General features: G+C 49.7%; 10 protein-coding genes. All 10 read right to left on the bottom strand.

Annotated features, from left to right (window positions below; translation table 11 throughout):
* Window positions 1–123: 123 nt before the first annotated feature.
* Window positions 124–4,230: a calcium-binding protein gene (locus tag TOLA_RS06475; RefSeq protein ID WP_012729483.1), complete on the bottom strand. Its 4,107-nt coding sequence runs from the start codon at window positions 4,228–4,230 to the stop codon at window positions 124–126.
* Complete coding sequence (locus TOLA_RS06470; RefSeq protein WP_012729482.1) at window positions 4,196–7,720, bottom strand: retention module-containing protein; 3,525 nt, start codon at window positions 7,718–7,720, stop codon at window positions 4,196–4,198. The genes TOLA_RS06475 and TOLA_RS06470 overlap by 35 nt, the downstream gene beginning before the upstream one ends.
* A 183-nt stretch (window positions 7,721–7,903) precedes the next feature.
* Window positions 7,904–8,518, bottom strand: coding sequence for a hypothetical protein (locus tag TOLA_RS16335; RefSeq protein ID WP_012729481.1), 615 nt, complete (start codon window positions 8,516–8,518; stop codon window positions 7,904–7,906).
* 60 nt (window positions 8,519–8,578) lie between these two features.
* Window positions 8,579–12,964 (bottom strand): retention module-containing protein, encoded by a 4,386-nt coding sequence (locus TOLA_RS06460; RefSeq protein WP_012729480.1) that lies wholly within the window; start codon window positions 12,962–12,964, stop codon window positions 8,579–8,581.
* Between the two features lie 199 nt (window positions 12,965–13,163).
* Window positions 13,164–15,086 carry a bifunctional diguanylate cyclase/phosphodiesterase gene (locus TOLA_RS06455; protein ID WP_012729479.1) on the bottom strand — a complete coding sequence of 641 codons (1,923 nt, stop codon included), beginning with the start codon at window positions 15,084–15,086 and terminating at the stop codon, window positions 13,164–13,166.
* A 2-nt stretch (window positions 15,087–15,088) separates the two neighbouring features.
* Window positions 15,089–15,814, bottom strand: coding sequence for a transglutaminase-like cysteine peptidase (locus TOLA_RS06450; RefSeq protein ID WP_012729478.1), 726 nt, complete (start codon window positions 15,812–15,814; stop codon window positions 15,089–15,091).
* 10 nt (window positions 15,815–15,824) lie between these two features.
* On the bottom strand, window positions 15,825–17,126 hold the full coding sequence (locus TOLA_RS06445; RefSeq protein ID WP_012729477.1) for a TolC family outer membrane protein: 1,302 nt from the start codon (window positions 17,124–17,126) through the stop codon (window positions 15,825–15,827).
* 21 nt (window positions 17,127–17,147) lie between these two features.
* Window positions 17,148–18,533, bottom strand: coding sequence for an HlyD family type I secretion periplasmic adaptor subunit (locus TOLA_RS06440; protein WP_012729476.1), 1,386 nt, complete (start codon window positions 18,531–18,533; stop codon window positions 17,148–17,150).
* On the bottom strand, window positions 18,526–20,670 hold the full coding sequence (locus TOLA_RS06435) for a type I secretion system permease/ATPase (protein WP_012729475.1): 2,145 nt from the start codon (window positions 20,668–20,670) through the stop codon (window positions 18,526–18,528). Before TOLA_RS06435 ends, TOLA_RS06440 begins: the two co-directional genes overlap by 8 nt.
* Window positions 20,671–20,874: 204 nt before the next feature.
* The gene (gene fbaA, locus TOLA_RS06430) at window positions 20,875–21,951 is read right to left on the bottom strand and encodes a class II fructose-bisphosphate aldolase (protein ID WP_012729474.1); all 1,077 of its coding nucleotides are present in this window, start codon (window positions 21,949–21,951) and stop codon (window positions 20,875–20,877) included.
* Window positions 21,952–21,972 lie beyond the last annotated feature (21 nt).

Raw genomic sequence — 21,972 nt, 5'->3', positions numbered from 1 at the left:
TGCAATGACAAAAGGCTTACTTAATTCTTTTAAGTAAGCCTTTCAGCATCAAACTCAGACAACATAACCACCGTTAAAGCACATCATAAACAGGGAGCAGACAAGCTGCTCCCGTTGGTTGTTTTAGTTATGGATAACGCCAGTTCCGTTCTGCAGGTAGGTTTGTAACTCAGTCAAAGTATCTGTCGGATTCTGAATGACAATGGTCATGTCTGTAATGTTCACGTCTCCGGATGCATGAACATTGACCAGAACATCACCATCCGTGTTGGTACCGAAACTCAGATAATTAGTCAGATCATTTGCCGGTTCATTTGTCAGTACGTCAGTTAAATCCAGCATATCATGCTGAGCTATAGAGAAATCAGTAATGGTATCGCTTGAACCGATATCGGCCGACGTCCATGTGAAAATATCCGCACCATCGCCACCCGTCAGAATATCATTACCCAAGTCACCGATAAGAGTATCTGTACCATATCCACCTAATAACACATCTTCCCCACTTCCTCCATGGAGAGTATCATCACCAGCCCGCCCATCAATGAAATCATTGCCCGCATCACCAAAGATCCCATCGTTGTAGACGGTGCCATATACGGCATCATTCCCTCCGCCATAGTGCAGATCTGTTACTCCCGAACCAGGAGTAGGAGTTAAGCTAGTGAACTCACCACCATCAGTATCCGGGCTAAGCCATTCCTGGTCGTGTCCAGTTAGAACATCAGTTAGATTGAATGTTTCAGAATAGTCTTCCTTATAATTATCATGTGGTGCTATATATTCATTCGAATTGATTAGATATGCAGACCCATCAGAATCCACAACCTGTATGTCAATTCCGAAGCCCTGTGGTTCAGATAACTGAATCGTTTCGCTGGTTGTCATATAGACACGGAATATAGTCTGACCATCTGCAGCATATAATTCATCAACATGAAAACTGGCCGAAGCAGGCATCTCAGCGTCAGCTAATACAGATATAGCCGCATTATGATCTGAGTCCTGAACGATGATATCCCAATGAATTGTTGCTCCTGCATAAAGCGTTGCGGTCGCTGTTCCAGGAGATTTAACTCTCATGTCGAAAGAATTGTCAGTTTTATTATAATTCATCTGCCAGCCAGTTCCCGAAGCATAGGTAATCGGTGGCAGAACCGCATAATCACTGGCCGGCAGGGACTCATTGCCCGCCAGATCAGTCTGGGTAGCATCCACCCGGACGGTATTCCCGTCAGTGGGTTCCAGCTCGGTAAAGGTGATTAGGCCGGTTACCGCATCGTAGGCATAGACATGGGTATCGCCCGGGGTTCTGCTGGTCAGGACGTCGTCTCCGGCATTCGCCAGGTACAGCTCGACCGTCCGGCTTTCCCCGCTGGTGATCTCCAGCGTTACAAAGCCACCATTCGCCAACTCGTCCTCATCAACGTCTACACTGATTTGGACATGGTCATCCCCCAATTCCGTACTACTCAATAAAGTATCGTTGTTGCTGTCATCCACAATGGTGACCACCGGACGTGGAGGTTCCAGGGTGTCCAGCACCGCATAGTCACTGCCCGGCAGGGATTCATTGCCCGCCAGGTCGGTCTGGGTGGCTTCCACCTGTACCGTACCGCCTTCTGCCGGTGTCAGCTCGGTAAAGGTGATGATGCCGGTGGCCGCATCGTAGGCATAGACATGGGTATCGCCCGGGGTTCTGCTGGTCAGGACGTCGTCTCCGGCATTCGCCAGGTACAGCTCGACCGTCCGGCTTTCCCCGCTGATGATCTCCAGCGTTACATAGCCGCCGTTCGCCAGTTCGCCCTCATCAATGTCCACACTGATCTGGACATGGTCTGTGCCCAGTTCATTCTCATTCAGCAGATGGTCGTCCGGGTTGTTGTCATCCACAATGGTGACCACCGGACGTGGAGGTTCCAGGGTGTCCAGCACCGCATAGTCACTGCCCGGCAGGGATTCATTGCCCGCCAGATCAGTCTGGGTGGCTTCCACCTGTACCGTACCGCCTTCTGCCGGTGTCAGCTCGGTAAAGGTGATGATGCCGGTGGCCGCATCGTAGGCATAGACATGGGTATCGCCCGGGGTTCTGCTGGTCAGGACGTCGTCTCCGGCATTCGCCAGGTACAGCTCGACCGTCCGGCTTTCCCCGCTGATGATCTCCAGCGTTACATAGCCGCCGTTCGCCAGTTCGCCCTCATCAATGTCCACACTGATCTGGACATGGTCTGTGCCCAGTTCATTCTCATTCAGCAGATGGTCGTCCGGGTTGTTGTCATCCACAATGGTGACCAGCGGACGTGGAGGTTCCAGGGTGTCCAGCACCGCATAGTCACTGCCCGGCAGGGATTCATTGCCCGCCAGGTCGGTTTGGGTGGCTTCCACCTGTACCGTACCGCCTTCTGCCGGTGTCAGCTCGGTAAAGGTGATGATGCCGGTGGCCGCATCGTAGGCATAGACATGGGTATCGCCCGGGGTTCTGCTGGTCAGGACGTCGTCTCCGGCATTCGCCAGGTACAGCTCGACCGTCCGGCTTTCCCCGCTGATGATCTCCAGCGTTACATAGCCGCCGTTCGCCAGTTCGCCCTCATCAATGTCCACACTGATCTGGACATGGTCTGTGCCCAGTTCATTCTCATTCAGCAGATGGTCGTCCGGGTTGTTGTCATCCACAATGGTGACCACCGGACGTGGAGGTTCCAGGGTGTCCAGCACCGCATAGTCACTGCCCGGCAGGGATTCATTGCCCGCCAGATCAGTCTGGGTGGCTTCCACCTGTACCGTACCGCCTTCTGCCGGTGTCAGCTCGGTAAAGGTGATGATGCCGGTGGCCGCATCGTAGGCATAGACATGGGTATCGCCCGGGGTTCTGCTGGTCAGGACGTCGTCTCCGGCATTCGCCAGGTACAGCTCGACCGTCCGGCTTTCCCCGCTGATGATCTCCAGCGTTACATAGCCGCCGTTCGCCAGTTCGCCCTCATCAATGTCCACACTGATCTGGACATGGTCTGTGCCCAGTTCATTCTCATTCAGCAGATGGTCGTCCGGGTTGTTGTCATCCACAATGGTGACCACCGGACGTGGAGGTTCCAGGGTGTCCAGCACCGCATAGTCACTGCCCGGCAGGGATTCATTGCCCGCCAGGTCGGTCTGGGTGGCTTCCACCTGTACCGTACCGCCTTCTGCCGGTGTCAGCTCGGTAAAGGTGATGATGCCGGTGGCCGCATCGTAGGCATAGACATGGGTATCGCCCGGGGTTCTGCTGGTCAGGACGTCGTCTCCGGCATTCGCCAGATACAGCTCGACCGTCCGGCTTTCCCCGCTGGTGATCTCCAGCGTTACATAGCCGCCGTTCGCCAGTTCGCCCTCATCAATGTCCACACTGATCTGGACATGGTCTGTGCCCAGTTCATTCTCATTCAGCAGATGGTCGTCCGGGTTGTTGTCATCCACAATGGTGACCACCGGACGTGGAGGTTCCAGGGTGTCCAGCACCGCATAGTCACTGCCCGGCAGGGATTCATTGCCCGCCAGATCAGTCTGGGTGGCTTCCACCTGTACCGTACCGCCTTCTGCCGGTGTCAGCTCGGTAAAGGTGATGATGCCGGTGGCCGCATCGTAGGCATAGACATGGGTATCGCCCGGGGTTCTGCTGGTCAGGACGTCGTCTCCGGCATTCGCCAGGTACAGCTCGACCGTCCGGCTTTCCCCGCTGATGATCTCCAGCGTTACATAGCCGCCGTTCGCCAGTTCGCCCTCATTAATGTCCACACTGATCTGGACATGGTCTGTGCCCAGTTCATTCTCATTCAGCAGATGGTCGTCCGGGTTGTTGTCATCCACAATGGTGACCACCGGACGTGGAGGTTCCAGGGTGTCCAGCACCGCATAGTCACTGCCCGGCAGGGATTCATTGCCCGCCAGGTCGGTCTGGGTGGCTTCCACCTGTACCGTACCGCCTTCTGCCGGTGTCAGCTCGGTAAAGGTGATGATGCCGGTGGCCGCATCGTAGGCATAGACATGGGTATCGCCCGGGGTTCTGCTGGTCAGGACGTCGTCTCCGGCATTCGCCAGGTACAGCTCGACCGTCCGGCTTTCCCCGCTGATGATCTCCAGCGTTACATAGCCGCCGTTCGCCAGTTCGCCCTCATCAATGTCCACACTGATCTGGACATGGTCTGTGCCCAGTTCATTCTCATTCAGCAGATGGTCGTCCCGGGTTGTTGTCATCCACAATGGTGACCAGCGGACGTGGAGGTTCCAGGGTGTCCAGCACCGCATAGTCACTGCCCGGCAGGGATTCATTGCCCGCCAGGTCGGTCTGGGTGGCTTCCACCTGTACCGTACCGCCTTCTGCCGGTGTCAGCTCGGTAAAGGTGATGATGCCGGTGGCCGCATCGTAGGCATAGACATGGGTATCGCCCGGGGTTCTGCTGGTCAGGACGTCGTCTCCGGCATTCGCCAGATACAGCTCGACCGTCCGGCTTTCCCCGCTGGTGATCTCCAGCGTTACATAGCCGCCGTTCGCCAGTTCGCCCTCATCAATGTCCACACTGATCTGGACATGGTCTGTGCCCAGTTCATTCTCATTCAGCAGATGGTCGTCCGGGTTGTTGTCATCCACAATGGTGACCACCGGACGTGGAGGTTCCAGGGTGTCCAGCACCGCATAGTCACTGCCCGGCAGGGATTCATTGCCCGCCAGGTCGGTCTGGGTGGCTTCCACCTGTACCGTACCGCCTTCTGCCGGTGTCAGCTCGGTAAAGGTGATGATGCCGGTGGCCGCATCGTAGGCATAGACATGGGTATCGCCCGGGGTTCTGCTGGTCAGGACGTCGTCTCCGGCATTCGCCAGGTACAGCTCGACCGTCCGGCTTTCCCCGCTGATGATCTCCAGCGTTACATAGCCGCCGTTCGCCAGTTCGCCCTCATTAATGTCCACACTGATCTGGACATGGTCTGTGCCCAGTTCATTCTCATTCAGCAGATGGTCGTCCGGGTTGTTGTCATCCACAATGGTGACCAGCGGACGTGGAGGTTCCAGGGTGTCCAGCACCGCATAGTCACTGCCCGGCAGGGATTCATTGCCCGCCAGGTCGGTCTGGGTGGCTTCCACCTGTACCGTACCGCCTTCTGCCGGTGTCAGCTCGGTAAAGGTGATGATGCCGGTGGCCGCATCGTAGGCATAGACATGGGTATCGCCCGGGGTTCTGCTGGTCAGGACGTCGTCTCCGGCATTCGCCAGGTACAGCTCGACCGTCCGGCTTTCCCCGCTGATGATCTCCAGCGTTACATAGCCGCCGTTCGCCAGTTCGCCCTCATTAATGTCCACACTGATCTGGACATGGTCTGTGCCCAGTTCATTCTCATTCAGCAGATGGTCGTCCGGGTTGTTGTCATCCACAATGGTGACCAGCGGACGTGGAGGTTCCAGGGTGTCCAGCACCGCATAGTCACTGCCCGGCAGGGATTCATTGCCCGCCAGATCAGTCTGGGTGGCTTCCACCTGTACCGTACCGCCTTCTGCCGGTGTCAGCTCGGTAAAGGTGATGATGCCGGTGGCCGCATCGTAGGCATAGACATGGGTATCGCCCGGGGTTCTGCTGGTCAGGACGTCGTCTCCGGCATTCGCCAGGTACAGCTCGACCGTCCGGCTTTCCCCGCTGGTGATCTCCAGCGTTACATAGCCGCCGTTCGCCAGTTCGCCCTCATCAATGTCCACACTGATCTGGACATGGTCTGTGCCCAGTTCATTCTCATTCAGCAGATGGTCGTCCGGGTTGTTGTCATCCACAATGGTGACCACCGGACGTGGAGGTTCCAGGGTGTCCAGCACCGCATAGTCACTGCCCGGCAGGGATTCATTGCCCGCCAGGTCGGTCTGGGTGGCTTCCACCTGTACCGTACCGCCTTCTGCCGGTGTCAGCTCGGTAAAGGTGATGATGCCGGTGGCCGCATCGTAGGCATAGACATGGGTATCGCCCGGGGTTCTGCTGGTCAGGACGTCGTCTCCGGCATTCGCCAGATACAGCTCGACCGTCCGGCTTTCCCCGCTGGTGATCTCCAGCGTTACATAGCCGCCGTTCGCCAGTTCGCCCTCATCAATGTCCACACTGATCTGGACATGGTCTGTGCCCAGTTCATTCTCATTCAGCAGATGGTCGTCCGGGTTGTTGTCATCCACAATGGTGACCACCGGACGTGGAGGTTCCAGGGTGTCCAGCACCGCATAGTCACTGCCCGGCAGGGAGGTGTTACCGGCCATATCAGTGACCGTAGCGGTCACCGTCAATGTCCCGCCTTCCGCCGGTTTTGCAAACGTGGTGTCATAGTAGCCATTGGTGATATCGGCTGCAGTCAGCACGTGCGTCTGCGGAGTGATGCCGTCGGTCATGTTCAGTGTATCGCCCGCCACCGCAGTAACCGGAATGCCGATGCGTACCGCATCCGTGGTGGCACTGCCCTGTTCGGCCAGACTGATACGGCCGTTGTTGTCTCCATCCGTAGTAATGGTGACCGTCGGGGCCGCGGTCGCGGTGATGTCCAGGATCGCGCTGTCACTGCCCGGCAAGGAGGTGTTACCGGCCATATCAGTAACCGTAGCGGTCACCGTCAATGTCCCGCCTTCCGCCGGTTTTGCAAACGTGGTGTCATAGTAGCCATTGGTAATATCGGCTGCAGTCAGCACGTGCATCTGCGGAGTGATGCCGTCGGTCATGTTCAGTGTATTGCCCGCCACCGCAGTAACCGGAATGCCGATACGTACCGCATCCGTGGTGGCACTGCCCTGTTCGGCCAGACTGATACGGCCGTTGTTGTCTCCATCCGTAGTAATGGTGACCGTCGGGGCCGCGGTCGCGGTGGTGTCCAGGATAGCGCTGTCACTACCCGGATCAGACATATTACCAGCAGCATCAGTAACTGTAGCGGTCACAGTCAGAGTGTCACCCTCCGCAGGTCTGGCAAATGTTGTATCGTAGAAGCCTGCAGCAATATCATCTGGCGTCAGCACTAACGTCTGCGAGGTAATACCATCAGTGATGATCAGGGTATCGCCAACTACAGCATCAGGAGGTAAATTCACACGTGTATCAACTGTTGTTGCATTCCCTAATTCTGCATTAGAAAGGAAACCATCATTATTCACATCATCGGTAATTATGACTGTTGGAGCGAGAGGCGCCGTCGTATCACCCCTTGGAATAAACGCTGCAGGCTCATCAAAGTGAGCCTGTGGTGCCGCATGCTGTGCAGCTGTTTCATATCCGGCGGCTGCAATAGTGGCATTACCGACGCGATCAACAGCAATAAACCCGCTGTTACCACTGCCAGGCCCTCTTCCGCCGGCATTAGCGGCCACACCGGCAGCAGCAGCTTCAAATGCCTGAGTCGGATCATCACCAGCCAGAATTGCTTGCTGCAGCTGATTGATCTGAGCCAGCACATCATCGCCAGCGGCAGCTCCCATGCCAGGCATGGATGGTTGTTGATCAGCAGGAAGTTCTGTCGACGCGACAGCCTCAGGCGCCGCTGCGCCGGGAACTTCAGATGATGTTGCTTCAACAACAAAAATAGAGGCATCGGCCAGTATGACTTGTGTGCCCGGTTGCAAAATATCCCCGACTTTTAAATCATGCAACTCGCCATCAGGTGTGCGGACTTTTGCGGCACCGGAGATAAACGTCACACGGGATACTTCAGTAATTGTTTGATTGTTCATAACCCACCCCAACAGCGTAAATAATAGTTACAACTTTGTTGAGTTAAGTTTAGTTACCAAATGGATTACAAGCGTTGAAAAGAATGCGCAAAATGTGCGCCAATTGAAGATAATGAATGCAGAAAATCGAATGAAAAGGGCTTACTTATTTCTGAGCAAGCCCCTCAACAGACACAAAAATAATCAACTGTGTTCTCCATTACCGCCTGCATTATAGAAATGCAGTGAGTCCAGAGGATCTGCTAGTCCTGAATTGAGATAGGCGCTATCAAAATCAGCGGGGACAGATATCAGATCAGGTATGCCCGCCACAACCGGCGCCGTATCACCTATATTCTGCAATATCAGGTCCAGTGTTGTATCACCGTCATCCAGCAAAGCGGTATGTTCAACAGAATCAGATGGATTATGAAAAACATCAGCCCCCGGAGCCTCCACATGATACTGCGATGTATTAGCAATGGATGACCAGATATCTGCGTCGTCCTCAACGGTAAGCACATCATTCAGTGCAACCATAAGAGGCAGTTGCGATAAGCTCACTTCTGTTTCATTGCCATCAAGAGAGTAATGCAATACCTCCTCCGACGGCTGATCATCAAATGGCTCATACGCCAATGTTCCGGCAGCAAAATCAACAAACAACCGTCCGGAAACATTATCCGAACCATCATTTATCTCTAAACCATCCAGGTGATTGCCTTCTATCCTTGTTGAATAACCAACACCCGTCTCACAGACAATTTCTTGTCCGTCCCACCGGTAAAGCACATCATCAACACTGATCCAGTCAATCATCTGCGTAATTACTCTGTTAAGAATAAACAGGGAGCAGACACGCTGCTCCCACCCGTTGTTTTAGTGGATAACCCCTGTACTATTCTGCAGATAGTTTTGTAAATCATTCAAACTATCTGTCGGATTCTGAATGACAATAGTCATGTCAGTAATGTTCACATCTCCGGATGCATGAACAGAGATCACCATATCACTACCTGAAGTATCAAAACTCAGATAACTGCTCAGATCATTGACCGGTTCACCTGTCAGTACGTCGGTTAAATCCAGTAAATCACCCTGCGCCATGGAGAAATCGGTGATGGTATCTGTAAACGGAGCACCAGATGATGTGATATCTGCTGATGTCCATTTGAAGATATCCGCACCATCGCCACCCGTCAGGATGTCATTACCCAGACCGCCGGTAAGCGTATCAGCACCGATACCACCATCAAGCACATTGACACTGTCATTACCTGTCAGGGTATCGCCGAAATTAGAGCCAGTGACATTTTCGATATTTGAGAAAATATCGGTACCATCCCCGCCTGTAGCTGTACCAGTGCTCAGATTCACAGTAACCCCGGAAGTCGCATCGCTGTACATCGCAGTATCAATACCGCTACCACCATCCAGGATGTCATTACTTGGGCCACCCAGCAGAATGTCGTTGCCATCATCTCCATATAGCTTATCGATGCCATAACCACCCACTAAAGTGTCGTTACCTGCACCACCATACAACATATCGTTTCCTGCCCGACCGGAGATAAAATCATTACCGTCGCCACCGAGCAATGTGTCATGTCCGGTTGTGCCGTAGACGATATCATTACCACCATAGTAGGACTGTGTTACACCGGTCTGTAGAACGATGCCGGAAGTGAATTCGCCGCCGTTGATAATACTGTTAGCAGGGTCAGTTGCCGGGTATTGTGAATAGTTGCTTAGCCAATCCTGATCAGCGGTCGTGTTGTTTGGTACAATAGTACCGCTGTCGAAGATATCAGGATCAGAATAGTCAACGTTGTAGTTGTTATGTGGCCGGACAAATTCATCAGAGTTAAGCACCATGGCTCTACCACTGGCATTTATTACATTGATATAAAACTGATCATCCGGAGCCAAGATTGTTTCTGCTGTAGCAGTTACATAAACCCGGAAGATAATATTACCGTCAGCACTATATAATTTTTCATAAGTTACCGTCATATTGGGGTCAAACTTATCAAGCTCAAATGTAAGCGTTGCATCGTTATTGGTATCATTCACCAATATATCCCAGTAAATTGTACCGCCTTTAGCGATAGTAATATTCCCTCCCCTAACCTTCATATCAAAAGAATTTGCAGTAGAGTCATCATTCATCAACCAGCCAGTATCTGCATCCTGATAAGAAATCGGGGAAATATAAACAGTATCTGAACCACTGCTACCCGCATTACCCGCCAGGTCGTAGTAGCTCATATCTTCTACTGTCACTTCCGCTGCACCGGAATAACCAGGAGTTGGTGTAAAGATAGCAGTCCAATGGATACCATCACCGCTATCTACCGGCATGGAAATTGTACCGCCGGTAACTGTCAGGTCAGTCTGTGTAAAATCAGTCACAGCTTCACTGAAGGTAAAGGTCACCTGACTGGTCTGATCGTCACTCATCAGATCCTGAACAATGTTGACAGTAACATATGGGTTTATGTCAATCGTTGTTATTGCATGATTGGAATCTATATCGCCATCATTAACCACAACATCAATTGTGCGATTGGTTGATGACAACGTATCCAGTGTATTGGAGAAAGTGACTGCCGCAATCGCCATTTCATAAGCATCCCGGCTGGCACTACCGGTCAGCGTGACCACCCAGCCATCCGGGCTGATGCTGTAGGCAATACCGCTCGGTAAAGTGCCTACCGTCAGTACGTCGCCTGACTGCGGGTTGGTCAGCGTAATAGTGGCACTGGTGATATCGTCGGATACATCGGGATCTGTGATTACGATGTCATTGATGTCACCAATAGATATCGCTGTGCCTCCTGCAGCATAGTGAGTATTGTAAGCAGCCCCTGAGGCTGTGGAATCGTCGCCGTCCAGATCCAGTACTGGTGGGTCATTCACCGATGTGACATCAATACTGACCGTCGCCGTATCTGTACCGCCGTGGTCATCGCTGATGGTGTAGGTGAAGCTGGCAGGACCGTGGTAATCTGCGTCCGGCGTGAACACCACATTGCCATTGACCAGTGACACACTGCCATTCACGGCCCCCTGCACACTGAGAATACTTAACAAATCACCATCAACATCCGTATCATTCGCCAGTAAAATCGCGGGCTGGATGGTCAGCGGAACGTCTTCTTTAGTGGTTAACGCATCGGGATTAGCATCAGGGTCATCATTCACCGGGATGACATCAATACTGACTGTCGCCGTATCTGTACCGCCGTGGTCATCACTGATGGTGTAGGTGAAGCTGGCAGGACCGTGGTAATCTGCGTCCGGCGTGAACACCACATTGCCATTGACCAGTGACACACTGCCATTCACGGCCCCCTGCACACTGAGAATACTTAACAAATCACCATCAATATCCGTATCATTCGCCAGTAAAATCGCGGGCTGGATGGTCAGCGGAACGTCTTCTTTGGTGGTTAACGCATCGGGATTCGCGTCAGGATCATCGTTCACCGCATCAGGGTCATCATTCACCGGTGTGACATCAATACTGACCATCGCCGTATCTGTACCACCCTGACCATCGCTGATGGTGTAGGTGAAGCTGGCAGGACCGTGGTAGTCTGCGTCCGGCGTGAACACCACATTGCCATTGACCAGTGACACACTGCCATTCACGGCCCCCTGCACACTGAGAATGTTCAGTGGATCGCCATCCACATCCGTATCATTCGCCAGCAAAATCGCGGGCTGGATGGTCAGCGGAACGTCTTCTTTGGTGGTTAACGCATCGGGATTCGCGTCAGGATCATCGTTCACCGCATCAGGGTCATCATTCACCGGTGTGACATCAATACTGACCATCGCCGTATCTGTACCACCCTGACCATCGCTGATGGTGTAGGTGAAGCTGGCAGGACCGTGGTAGTCTGCGTCCGGCGTGAACACCACATTGCCATTGACCAGTGACACACTGCCATTCACGGCCCCCTGCACACTGAGAATGTTCAGTGGATCGCCATCCACATCCGTATCATTCGCCAGCAAAATCGCGGGCTGGATGGTCAGCGGAACGTCTTCTTTGGTGGTTAACGCATCGGGATTCGCGTCAGGATCATCGTTCACCGCATCAGGGTCATCATTCACCGGTGTGACATCAATACTGACCATCGCCGTATCTGTACCACCCTGACCATCGCTGATGGTGTAGGTGAAGCTGGCAGGACCGTGGTAGTCTGCGTCCGGCGTGAACACCACATTGCCATTGACCAGTGACACACTGCCATTCACGGCCCCCTGCACACTGAGAATGTTCAGTAGATCGCCATCCACATCCGTATCATTCGCCAGCAAAATCGCGGGCTGGATAGTCAGCGGAACGTCTTCTTTGGTGGTTAACGCGTCAGGATTGGCATCAGGATCATCGTTCACCGCATCAGGGTCATCATTCACCGGTGTAACATTAATATCTAGCGTTGAACTAGCACCGGTATTAGTGGTGTAAGTAACTTGGGAAACTTCCCCATTCCAATCAGATGCAGGAGTAAATGTATAACCGCCATCTGCATTAATTATTAATGTACCGATACCATCTAACGAGGCAGTGCTACCTGCTAAGAAATTTTGTCCATTAATAACAAAGTTAGCGACTGATAAAGCATCATCCGGATCACTGTCGTTAGCCAGCACATTACCTGTTGCCGGTGTGTCTTCCTTAACGGTATTGGTATCCGGAGCAGCTCTTGTCGGACGATTTACGATTTCCATCAGCGCCGCAGGATCATCAAAATGAGCTATCGGTGCTGCGCCCCGAGCAGCAGTGTCATATCCGGCGGCTGCAATAGTGGCATTACCGACGCGATCAACAGCAATAAACCCGCTGTTACCACTGCCAGGTCCTCTTCCGCCCGCATTAGCGGCCACACCGGCAGCAGCGGCTTCAAATGCCTGAGTAGGATCATCACCAGCCAGAATTGCTTGCTGCATCTGATTGATCTGAGCCAGCACATCATCGCCGGCGGCAGCGGCAGCCCCCATGGCAGGCATGGATGGTTGTTGATCTGCAGGAAGTTCTGTCGACGCGACAGCCTCAGGCGCAGTGGCGCCGGGAACTTCAGATGATGTTGCTTCAACAACGAAAACAGAGGCATCGGCCAGTATGACTTGTGTGCCCGGCTGCAAAATATCCCCGACTTTTAAATCGTGTAACTCGCCATCAGGCGTGCGAACTTTTGCGGCACCGGAGATAAACGTCACACGGGATACTTCAGTAATTGTTTGATTGTTCATAACCCACCCCAACAGCGTAAATAATAGTTACAACTTTGTTAAACTAAGTTTAGTTACCGGGTGGGTAATGAACGTTGCAAAGAATGCGCGAAGAGTGCGCCGATTGAAGATAATTGATGCAGAAAATCGAATAAAAAATCATCAGCATAAAAACAGGGTGCCGTTATGCACCCTGTTGTCAGTTTTAAATCCTGAGAGCTCAGATTTCACGGGCTGGCTGCACTATGCCCTGATATCCATCGACGAACAGTTGATTAATCAAATCTATTTGTTGCTCATTTTCAACCCGGGTGACAACTGTTATTGCCCCTGCGTTATGTGCTGTTCTGCACACGGCTGCCAGAACACTCTGCGCATTTTCATCTTTACTGATAATGCTCATATATCCCTGGTCAACCTTCACATATACAGGTGTCAGCTCGGTCAGATACTCCAGAGACTGGAAGTGACGACCGAATTGGTCTATCCCCCACATGACCTTATATTGCCTGCAGATTTCACTCAGAGATTTAACCGACTCACGGTGATGAATGATTGCATTTTCCGGTATTTCGATAGCGATACGATTGGATATTGCACTGTTTTTTATAAAAAACTCATTCAGATAACTCAAAAATGGAAGAGATGAAATACTACTGATTGTTAAGTTAACAGACATCCTCATGCCCGGATTTGCCTGAAGCACAGAGACAGCGTGATCAAGAACATAGCGATCTAATTTCTCACCCAACTTAAACAGTTCAACAGCAGAAATGAATTGCGCCGCGCTGAAATGCTGTCCCTGATATCTGATCCCCGTGAATAATTCAGCAGGTAGACTCATTTCCCCGGTGATCATCGTGACTGGCTGGATACGAAAATCAAACTGATCATGTTCCAGCGCTTCAAGAATAATTTCTTTCCAGGCTAACCGCCCGAAAGTATCGGCTTTTTCCGCATGTTCTATCGTTACCGCGCCTAAGCGTTCATTTCTGGCCCGACGTAGTGCACTATCTGCTTTCGTGAGCAGCGCAGATAAATCCTCATCCTCATTTCTGACCGCAATACCGATTACAGAAAACGCCGAATCAATCTCCAGCGGATTCACAATAAGATCAGCGATAGCCTCGTTCAGCACATGCGCAATATCCAGTAACTCTTCGCTGGTCAGTCCTGGCAAAAGAACCGCATATTCTGTCGCACTTATCCGCGAAATAGCAGCGCCACCAAAGGTGGCTAATTTAGCGTGCAGAATATTGGCAACCTGTTTCACCATCTGGTCACGCGCGCTATATCCATCAATTCGGTATATTTCGTCTAACGCGTCCACGGCAATCAGCATCACACCACCGGTACCATGTTCCGCAATCCACGCATTAATCTGCCCCATAAAATACGCACGGTTACCAAGCCCCGAAACAGCATCCCTGAATGCGCGCTCCCGTAAAGAATCCGCTGCAACGGCCTCTTCTTTAAACTGTTTGGCTAATTTAACCGTAAGCGTATTAATTGACTGAACAACCTGTTTGAGTTCCAGCGTTTTGGGTAATGGAATTGATTTATTAAAATGATGCTTCTCAATTTCGACTGCCTGTCGGCGAATAAGATCTAATGGCCGCAGTAAAATACGTAATGCAGCAATCACTAATATTGAAACAACCACAAAACACGCGATATATGCAAAAAACAGATTGGACATTGCCCGCCAGAATTGAAAGTAAGCATCTCCCGGATGTCCTGTTACTTCTAATTTGCCAAGCTGCAACCATCCGGAGGTTAAAACAGAGTCATAAGTTTCACTCTTGAAAAAATTAAGCTCGGTAAACCAGCGGGGAACACCTTCAATTTCCACTTTGTTTACTTTTTCAATTGTTTCTTTGGACGCCAGAAGGTCAAGGTGTATTTTTTGATAAAAACCACCATCAAAAGCGGCATTAATTACCGATTCAGCACCAATTTTATCGCCGGTCTCTAAATATGGCGTCAGAGCCAGCCCGACCGAATTGGCAGTATTAATAACGGAGATCCGTTGCTGTTCGGCCAGATAATCTCTGGTTGACTGAAACTGCACTGCATAAGCAATGATCAATAGGCCAGCAAAAAGACATATCACAAAAGCGAGAATTTGCTTATAGAGAGTCATGGTTAATTGTCCAAATTTAAAATTGGCCGGTTAAAATTCTGGGCAGTGAGCCGTTTTTGTAATCCTGACCATAGACTTAGCCGATCTGATGATCCTGCCAGTTGCCCCTGACCTTTAGCTTTCATCAACCACAAGTGACTACCGTTAAAACTATATACAGGCACTAAATCTGTTCGTAAATTAGCTGGTTTCAGTACAGGGTCCAGATTATCCAATATCACTGGCATAGAAGCTGGCGTGGCATAATTAGCCACTACCATATGAAATTGATTGTAATGAATAGCCTTAACATAAATAAGCCGCAAACTTTCATCAGTAATACCCATTTCACGTAATGTGAAATATTTAGCAATACTGAAATCTTCACAATCACCACCACCTACCGCCAGAAATTCAACTGGTGATGCCCAATAATCGTTTTGCCCCCACAGCTTGATATCATCAATAAATATCTGCTGGTTGAAAAAGCGGTTGGTTGCTTCCAAAGCCTGTTGCTTATCCCATTTTTCTGCATGAGCGCGCTGAATTAATAATCGCCAGTCGATAACCCTGCGCGCAGCTCTCGCACCATATTTGGCCTGCACTTTATCTGCCAGCTGACGCTCTTTTATATCAAGTGCATCTGCCAGTAAAAACGACGAGCTTCCACTGAGGAACAATACACTCAGAAATAACAGAGCATATCGTCCCCCGTAGAAATCAGACCAAAGCATGGTCAGAAACTTCATAACCAGTTAATTATTGCTGCCATTCAACCGGCGCTTTAAAGCTGACACTATCCAGTAACTGGCCGGTAGCATTCAGGATCCGGTACTCAGCATGCAGTTCATCGTAATCTGTATTTACTGCGCTCTGACGTGCTTCAAACAGTTCATTTTCTGTATTCAGCACATCCAGCAGTGAGCGGGAGCCTAACAAGAACTGTTTCCGGTACGCCATTACGGTGTCATAACTGGCCAGCACATGTTGTTGCATGAACTCTTTTTGTTTCAGCAACGAGTCTCTTGCATTCCAGGCCAGGCTTAAACCTTCCTGCACCTGACGGGAAGCATTCATTTTTACATCTTTTGCTTCAGCCATTTGAGATGCGGTAGCCCGTTTTTGCGCAGTATCTGCACCACCATTGAACAGGTTATAACGAGCCATCAGCATGACTTTACCTCTATCGATGCTTCCTTCCCGGCCATCAATATCTTCATAAAAGGTCTGATCAGCTTCCAGAGAGAGCTTAGGATAAAAGTTTGCTTTAGAGGCTTCGTATTGGAAACGGGTCGCTTCCAGATCCTGATCTGCAGATAGCAGAGTAGGATGTGCTTTCTGAGCTAATGCTACTGCTTCAGACAGTGATGCCGGTGCTTTACCATTGGCGACAGGCTGAGTGAGGCCCATTGGTTCAGTGTTAGTCACACGGAAAAATTCAGCCTTGGCATCAAGCATATTATTTTCTGCGGCTGATAAATTAGCCTGAGCACGGGCTACACGACCTTTGATCTGCATATAGTCTGCAGTGGAACCAACACCTGAATCTGTTCTTTTACCGATATCAGCCATGATTGCCTGATGGGTAGCCAGATTCTCTTTTGAAAGCTGATATATTTCTTCAGAGCGTAATACGTTCAGATACACTTCAGTCACACGCAGAGCTGTATTATTTGCCTGAGCAAACAATGCATGTTTTTGCGCCATTGCTTCAGCTTTTGTTCTGTCTACATTGCTGCTGGTGTCAAAACCATCAAACAACATCTGTGTCAGAGAAACGCCCATTTCTTTACGGGTTAATGTGTGTCCGTCATCCGAAACATCATCATTGTCATATTTCTCTTTCCCTATACCACCATAGAGATCAACTTTAGGGTAGTAACCGGCTTCGGCCTGCCCAACGACATGCGTTCTGGTAACATAGTTATCATACGCCTGTTTTACTTCCGGATTGTCCAGTAACGATTGAGCTATCGTCGATTCTAACGATGCAGCGCCTGCGGTATTCGTGAACAAACAGATAAACACGGCCAGCGCAGATAATTTACATATTTTGTCCATAACTTATATCCTCTTCCTGTTTCATCGTTCTCGCAGTGCTGATTGTTTGGCACGCAGAATAGGTTTCATCAGATATTCAAGAACACTTTTTTTACCTGTAACAATATCCACAGTTGCCATCATCCCCGGAATAATGGGCAACGGTTCAGCGTCACTACCTAAAAAACTACGATCAGTACGAACCCGGACAAGATAAAAAGAGTTACCTTTATCATCCTGAATTGAATCTGCACTGATATGTTCAAGTTTTCCGTCTAATCCTCCGTAAATTGTGAAATCATAGGCGGTAAACTTCACCATTGCCTTCAGCCCGGGCCGTAAGAACGCAATATCTTTAGGTAATACTTTTGCCTCAATCAGAAGGGTATCTTCTGTCGGAACTATCTCGACAATGTCCATACCTGGCTGAACAACACCGCCAACAGTATTAACTTTCAGTGTTTTTATCGTCCCTTTCACAGGTGATGTAACACTGGTTCTGGACACCCGATCCTTCAATCCGATCTGCCCTTCATTTAACTGAGAAAGACGACTCTGCTTCTCTTCCATCTCTTTTTGCGCATCCACTCGGAACTGAAGAGCGACGTCTTTACGTTTAAGGATAGACTCTCTTAGCAAAGAATTCTGTTTCGGTAACAATAATCTTGCATTTTCTAACTCACCTTGCATGTCATTGAGTTGACGCTGCATTTTTAATAAATCGATCTGTGAAACAATACCTTCTTTTACCAATGGACGATTAATTGCTACTTCGCGGCCAGCCAACCCGACACTACGACCTAACGTGCGGATTTTGCTGTTAATTTCCAGAATTTCATTCTCTTTCTGTTCGATTTGCTGCCCCATAATGACCAGCTGGTTATTGAGATTATTGATGTTTGCCTGAAGTGCGTTCTTTTGCCGGGCGACATTTTCAGGAGAAATGGCTTCATAACCTTCAGGAAATATAATGGGCTGTTCATTGATCACCGCCTGTTCACGCCAGGGAAGTGAAGTGTCATTTGATACAGAAATACTGGCTATCTCTGCTCTTAAACGGGCGACATCACCCTGTACACTGATCAGTTCCTGCTGCTTCTCGCCGAAATCAGAGCGGAACCGGGTATCATCAATACGCAGCAACTCCTGGCCTTCTTCGACCATTTGCCCTTCCCGGGCAAAGATTTCTTTTACAATCCCACCTTCAAGATTCTGAATAACCTGCAACTGTTTCGAGGGAATCACTTTACCATCTCCTCTTGTTACCTCGTCCAGTTCAGCCCAGGCAGCCCAGATGAATGCCACAATGAAAAACAGAAAACAGCTCCAGAGTAACAATTTCGCACGAATAGGCGTCGTCAATAAAACCGCGGCAGAGGCATCATCAAGCAGATCCAGTTGTTTCTGGTTTAGTTCGGAATTAGACATCATTATTCTCTCTTACCCGTACCTTACCTTCTTTAAGCTGCTGCAATACCAAATCCCGCGGGCCATCAGCAACCACCATCCCCTGCTCAAGCACAATGATTCGGTTCACGATATCCAGCATGGAGGTTCTGTGAGTAATTAAAAGCATCGTCGTATCTGCGGGTAAATTAGCTAATTCCCGTTTTACTATGCTTTCAGAACGGTTATCCATGTTAGCGGTTGGTTCATCTAAAATAAGAATAGGCGGATCAAGTAACATAGCCCTAGCCAGTGCAATTGACTGTCGTTGCCCTCCGGATAAATTTCTGCCACTTTCACCGACCTGCCTTTCCAGACCATTAGGATCATGGTTCGTAAATTGGCTGACACCAGCCCGCTGCGCAGCACGCAAAATCTGAGCATCTGTCGCATGAGGATGACCGAGCTGGATATTCTGACGGATAGTGCCGTAGAACAATGAAAAATCCTGAGGAACACACCCGATATTATTCCGCACTGTAGAAGGATGAAGCTGGGGCAGTTCAAAGCCATCCAGACGGACGGCCCCTTCTATTGGCTTATAAAGACCCAATATTAGTTTTTCGAGTGTTGTTTTCCCGGCACCAATGCGGCCGATAATCGCTATTTTCTCTCCGGGCTGGATGTTAAGCGTTACATGTTTCAGTGCGGCCTGTTCAATATCCGGATAATTGAACGAAACATCGTCCAGTTCTATCCGTCCGGATAAACGGTCATAATCAAGATAGTGCCGGTCATCTTCTCTTTCTGACGGGCTTTGCATAATGTTTTCGAGCAGAAGCAAGGCAGATTTGGCCTGATTGTAGCGGGTTGATAAAACAGACAGCTGGATCAATGGACCAATCGCGCGCCCGGAAAGCATGACAGCCGCAATCATCCCCCCCATCGACAGATTACCTTCCGAGATTTCATATACGCCAAGGACAACAATCGCAACCATCGTCATTTGTTGTACATAACTCGCAAGACCACCCACCATATTGGTGATCTTGCGGGTCTCAATACCAACATTTGCCATATGGCTGACAGCCTGCTCCCAGCGATGCTGGAACTGGCCTTCCGCATTATGGATCTTGACGGACTCCAGCCCCGCAAGAGCTTCGATAACAGTGGCATACTTCTGCGCGGCCAGACGACTGCTTTCTTCAATGCTATGGCGCAAAGGAGCCTGAATATAGAGGCTATACACAATCATAATAATGATGGCGATCAGAGGGACGACAGCCAGCACACCGGCAAATATCCAGATAACCAGCAGAAACAGGAATGCGAAAGGCAAATCAATCAATGCAGAAACTGTGGCTGAAGTAAAAAACTCCCTGATAGATTCAAATTCGTGCAAATGACGTGCGAAAGCACCCGTTGAATTCGGTCTTGACTCCAGACGGATACCAAGAACCTTAGAGAAGATTTTGGCGGAAAGCAGTAAATCAGATTTTTTTCCAGCTATATCAATGAAATAACTTCTGAGTTGCCGGATGATGAGATCAAAAGAAAAGATCAGTGAAACCCCGATCGCCAACACCCAGAGAGAATCAAATGCCAGATTCGGAACGATTTTATCGTAAACATTCATGATAAAAATCGGACTGGCAACTGCAAAAACATTAATCAGAATCGATGCGATCAGGACGTCTTTATAGATAGGTAATGACTCGAACAAGGTACTCCAGAACCAATGCCCTTCGCGGGGTTTCAGCACTTCCGGTGCCCGGTCATCAAACTGCAAACGGCGTTTAATATAAAACCCGTGCCCCGAAAACTCATTTTCTAAAACAGTAAAAGGAATGGTTTGCTGACCAACACTTCCTACCGGAACAAACAGAACAGCTTGCGATGCATCTTTATCAACAGAGATCAAAACGGCAGCCCGGCCATCCTTCATTAACAGAATGCACGGTAGCAATAAGGTCGGAATAACTTCTAAGGAAGAGGCAAAATAATCAACAACAAAACCAGCTCTATGTGCGGCCCGGGGAAACAACTCTGGTGTCAGCATGCCATCCTTTAATGGCAGACCGGCAGTCAGCGCCTCACGCGTGTTAGCCATGCCATAGTGCTGTGACATAAACAGCAAACATTCCAGTAATGAACCATGTTGCCCGTTAGCCATTGTCATAGTTATCCTTGAACTACCCGAGTAAAACCTGAATACCAGGATTGAAGGCGTCAATTGTTACTATAGAAGATTTTTGTTATAAGATCGCCTTTACATACATCGTTGATACAAAATAGTTATTTGCTTTATTAGATAATAATCTACGCAATAAAAAAGCGCCTGCAATTGCAGGCGCTTTTATTCAGAAAAGAAATCTTTCCGGAATTACAGTACGTCGATCGCGTTCAGTTCTTTGAATGCCTGTTCCAGACGGGCAATCATAGTTTCCTGAGCTTTACGCAGCCATACGCGTGGATCGTAGTATTTTTTGTTTGGTGAGTCTGCGCCTTCTGGGTTACCCAGCTGGCCTTGCAGGTAAGCTTCTTTTTCTTTGTAGTAGTTCAGGATACCTTCCCAAGTTGCCCACTGGGTGTCAGTATCGATGTTCATTTTAACTACGCCGTAGCCTACAGACTCTTCGATTTCTTGCTGAGTAGAACCTGAACCACCGTGGAATACGAAGTTCAGAGTGTTAGCAGGAACACCGAATTTTTCAGAAACGTATTTCTGAGAAGCGTCCAGGATGCTTGGAGTCAGTTTAACGTTACCTGGTTTGTAAACACCGTGTACGTTACCGAAAGAAGCAGCGATGGTGAAACGTGGGCTGATTTTGCTCAGACGCTCGTAAGCGTAAGCAACGTCTTCTGGTTGGGTGTACAGTGCAGACTGATCCATGTGGCTGTTGTCTACGCCGTCTTCTTCACCACCGGTGCAACCCAGTTCCAGTTCCAGAGTCATGCCCATTTTGGCCATGCGTTCCAGGTATTTGCAGCAGATGTCGATGTTTTCTTCCAGTGACTCTTCAGACAAATCCAGCATGTGAGAAGAGAACAGTGGCTTGCCAGTTTCAGCAAAGTGTTTTTCACCTGCGTCTAACAGACCGTCGATCCATGGCAGCAGTTTTTTAGCTGCATGGTCAGTGTGCAGAATTACAGGGATACCGTAAGCTTCAGCAACTGCGTGAACGTGTTTAGCACCAGAGATAGCACCGATGATAGCTGCTTTCTGACCTTCCAGTTTCATACCTTTACCAGCGATGAATGCAGCACCGCCGTTAGAGAACTGAACGATTACTGGCGCTTTAACTTTAGCTGCAGCTTCCAGTACCGCGTTTACTGAGTCAGTACCAACACAGTTAACAGCAGGCAGAGCGAATTTGTTCGCTTTAGCTACTTCAAATACTTTCTGTACGTCGTCACCGGTAATAACGCCTGGTTTCACGAAATCAAAGATCTTAGACATTTCAAAGGTCCTATCAGATGT

It is taken from the genome of Tolumonas auensis DSM 9187, assembly GCF_000023065.1.
Taxonomy (GTDB): Bacteria; Pseudomonadota; Gammaproteobacteria; order Enterobacterales; family Aeromonadaceae; genus Tolumonas; species Tolumonas auensis.
The sequence above is the reverse complement of the archived record's forward strand: the minus strand, read 5'-3'. Positions and strand labels throughout refer to the sequence as shown.